The following is a 4,020-nucleotide window of genomic DNA, read 5'->3' as shown; positions in this document are numbered from 1 at the left end:
CTTCTAAAACTTCTTATCAAGCTTTAGAAACAATAAAAGGTATAAAAACATTGGTCTTAGATGATATACATCTCCTGACTATTGAAAAAGAATCTATTGATTCTTTCGGTACAATTGCCACTCCTCAAACCCTAGCCTACGTCATCTACACATCAGGAAGTACAGGGAAGCCTAAAGGAGTTATGATCGAACATTGCGCCATTGTAAACCGCTTATTATGGACCCAATCTCATTATCAACTTACCGCTAAGGATGTGCTACTTCAAAAGACTCCTTTCTGTTTTGATGTATCTGTTTGGGAGTTGTTATGGTCTATTACCTGTGGAGCTAAGCTAGTTTTTGCCAAACCAGAAGGACATAAAGATGTAGAATATCTAAAAACTTTAATAACATCTCATAAGGTCACAACCATCCATTTTGTACCTTCTATGTTAAGAGTTTTCTTAGAAGCTATCGTTTTAGGGGATTGTACTAGTTTACAGCGTATTTTGTGCAGCGGAGAGGCCTTAGCTATTGATCACATCCTATTGTTTAAGGATAAATTTAGCGATGTCCGATTAGATAATTTATATGGCCCTACAGAAGCCGCTATAGATGTAAGTTCTTGGGAAGTTCCCTTAGAGAATACTTTATCTCATGTTTCGATAGGAAGCCCAGTTGCGAACACCAGTTTATATGTTCTTGATAAAAAGAAACAGCTAGTACCCATAGGAGTGGTAGGTGAGTTATGTATTAGTGGTGTTCAAGTGGCTAGGGGCTACTTGAACAAAGAAGAGTTGACCAAACAGAAGTTTATTGAAAATCCATTTGTTCCAGGAGAACGAATGTATCGCACGGGCGATCTGGCCAAGTGGCTACCAGATGGAAATATTCAGTTTATAGGAAGAATCGATGACCAAGTAAAGATTCGGGGATACCGTATCGAACTACGTGAAATCGAGACTGCTTTGGCTAAAATCCAAGAGGTTGCCGCCTGTTGTGTCCTCGCTAAAGAAGATGTTTCTGGTAATAAACGCTTGGTAGCCTATGTGGTTATGGAAGATGTTTTGGACAAAGCATTTTTACAATCAAAACTAAAAACAAGCCTGCCAGAATATATGGTGCCATCCATATGGGTCGAGTTAGAGGCCATGCCACTAACCACAAACGGAAAACTAGACAAAAAGGCACTGCCAGACCCAGATGCCTCCCTATTGTCCAGTCAGCCTTATGTAGCGCCCAGAAATCTAACCGAACAAACGCTCGTAAACATATGGAAAGATTTATTGGGGGTTGAACAAATTGGTATACACGACAACTTCTTTGAACTGGGGGGAGACTCAATCATTTCTATACGATTAATTTCGAAAATAAATGAAGTCTTTGATCGACAGATTCAACTACAAAACCTATTTAATTATACTACTATTCAGCGTTTTTCTGATTCTGTACTAGAAAGTGATATAAAAGACGACAAATTTAAGGCTCTTTATGAAAGCATAAAATATGATATAAATACGCTAAGCGATTCAGTATTAAACTCTGTAAGTAATCCTAATATAATAGAAGATATCTACCCTATGAGCGATATTCAACAGGGAATGATAATGGAAACTCTATCCGCCTCGGGTTCTGGTATATATCATGATCAATTTGTGTTTCCAATTAAAGACTCTTCTTTTAATATAGAAATATTTGAAAAAGCAATTAATTTGCTAATAGAAAAACATTCTATATTTCGTACTCGTTTTAACTTTTCAGATTATAAAGAACCTGTTCAGATCGTTTACAATAATGTCAATGTTAATGTACGTTATACAGACTTAAGTGAGCTATTTCAAAATCCAAAAGCACAAAAAGAAACCATAGAGCAATACCTTATTGCAGAACGACAAATTCCTTTTGATTTTAAAGAAGGACAACCATACCGTTTCCATATTTTTAACATAGATACAGATAATGGTGTATTTGTTTTTCAGTTTCATCACTCTATTTTAGATGGTTGGAGCGTTGCTTCATTTAATACAGAACTACACAAAATATATTTTGAGCTTAAAAACAATATTAATTACCTCCCTTCACCTATAGCTTCTAATCAACGGGATTTTATAATTCGAGAATTGATTGCTAAACAAGATACCAATGTAATTAATTTCTGGAAAGAAACATTATCAGGTTATAAATATTTAGACATTTTCTCAGAAGAAAAACAACATGTAGAATACTACACGAAACAATATAGCCTATCTTTTTTCAAGGGACTACAAGAAAAATGTAAAGAATACAATATGTCTTTAAAAACAGTGTTGTTCGGGGCCTATGTGTATGCCTTGCAGATGTTAACTTATGAAACAGAAGTAATAGTTGGACTAATAGGAAATACACGTCCATTGATAAAAGACGGAGATAAAATTTTAGGATGTTTTTTGAATTCTCTACCAATGCGATATACTGTCCCTTCAGATGGGAATTGGCTAACATATTTCAGGGATTTCAATGAAAAATTAGAAGAAATAAGTTTACACAACCAAATGACATTTTTTGAAATAAAACGTTTGGTTGGGATTTACAAAAATGATCCCGTTATTGATACGCTATTTAATTATATCGATTTTCATATATATAATGAAATTTCTCAAGAAAACACATCAGGAAAGAACTTAGAAAAAGATCTTGGGATTTCTTCTTTTGAAAGAACAGATGTGAGTTTAAATTTAACGGTAGATGTAACAGGAGGAGAAAGTATTGTGTTTGCTTATACTTTACAAAAGGATCTAAAATCCAAAGTTTCTTTAGAGCGTTTTCATAGTTTTATTTATAGTGTTTTGGATTGTTTTTGTAGTAAAATACATACTCCAATAAGTAATGATCTAATAATCTCTGATATAGAAAAACAACAGTCATTAAATTTATTTAATAGTACTACCGTTGCATATCCGAAAGACAAAACGTTGGTAGATATCTTTCAGGAGCAAGTAAACAAAACTCCCGATAATATTGCACTGGTCTTTGAAGAAAAAACACTAAGCTATCTCGAACTCGATAAACGTTCTAATCAATTAGCGAGATACCTAATCCGTCAGGGGATTAAAACGGGAGATTTGGTAGCCATATCTCTGGAACGTTCCCTAGAAATGATCATAGGAATCCTGGGAATACTAAAAGCAGGAGCAGCCTATGTACCCATTGACCCCGGGTATCCGGAATTGCGAATCAAATATATGATTCAAGATGCTGGAGTCGACTTGGTAGTAACTTCTAAAACTTCTTATCAAGCTTTAGAAACAATAAAAGGTATAAAAACATTGGTCTTAGATGGTATACATCTCAAGACTATTAAAAAAGAATCAATAGATTCTTTCGGTACAATTGCCACTCCTCAAACCCTAGCCTATGTCATCTATACATCTGGAAGTACAGGGAAGCCCAAAGGGGTCATGGTCGAGCATCAAAATGTAGTTCAGTTGTTCAAGCATGAATCCTGTTTATATGATTTTGCGGCTACTGATGTATGGACACTATTTCATTCGTTTTGCTTTGACTTTTCCGTATGGGAGATTTATGGAGCCTTACTTCATGGAGGGCGTTTAATTATCGTTCCTGAAAAACTGACTAAAGATGCGGTTTCTTTTAGAAATTTATTGCTCCAAGAAAAGGTGACAGTTCTAAATCAAACACCAAGTGCTTTTTATGCCCTTCAGGATGAATTATTGTTACAGGATTTTTCTATTTCAATACGTTATATCATTTTTGGAGGGGAGGCGTTGAATCCTAGTCATTTAGGTCGTTGGAAAAAAAGATACCCTAATTGTAAGTTGATTAATATGTATGGTATTACAGAAACCACCATACATGTTACTTATAGAGAGATTACAAGCAAAGATATTCAGAGTACTCAAAGTATAATAGGAAGAGCTATACCTACTTTAAGTTGTTATATTCTAGATGAGTACCAACAGCTGCTCCCTATTGGAGTTATTGGTGAACTATGCATCAGTGGTGCAGGGGTCGCACGTGGGTATTTGAACAAAGAAGAGTTGA

General features: G+C 35.1%; 1 protein-coding gene. It reads left to right on the top strand.

Annotated features, from left to right (window positions below):
* Positions 1 to 4,020: amino acid adenylation domain-containing protein (locus WBG07_RS19210; RefSeq protein ID WP_340203733.1), on the top strand; the 4,020-nt coding region annotated here is incomplete at both ends.

It is taken from the genome of Ascidiimonas meishanensis (genome assembly GCF_037782385.1).
Lineage (GTDB): Bacteria > Bacteroidota > Bacteroidia > Flavobacteriales > Flavobacteriaceae > Ascidiimonas > Ascidiimonas meishanensis.
The sequence above is the reverse complement of the archived record's forward strand: the minus strand, read 5'-3'. Positions and strand labels throughout refer to the sequence as shown.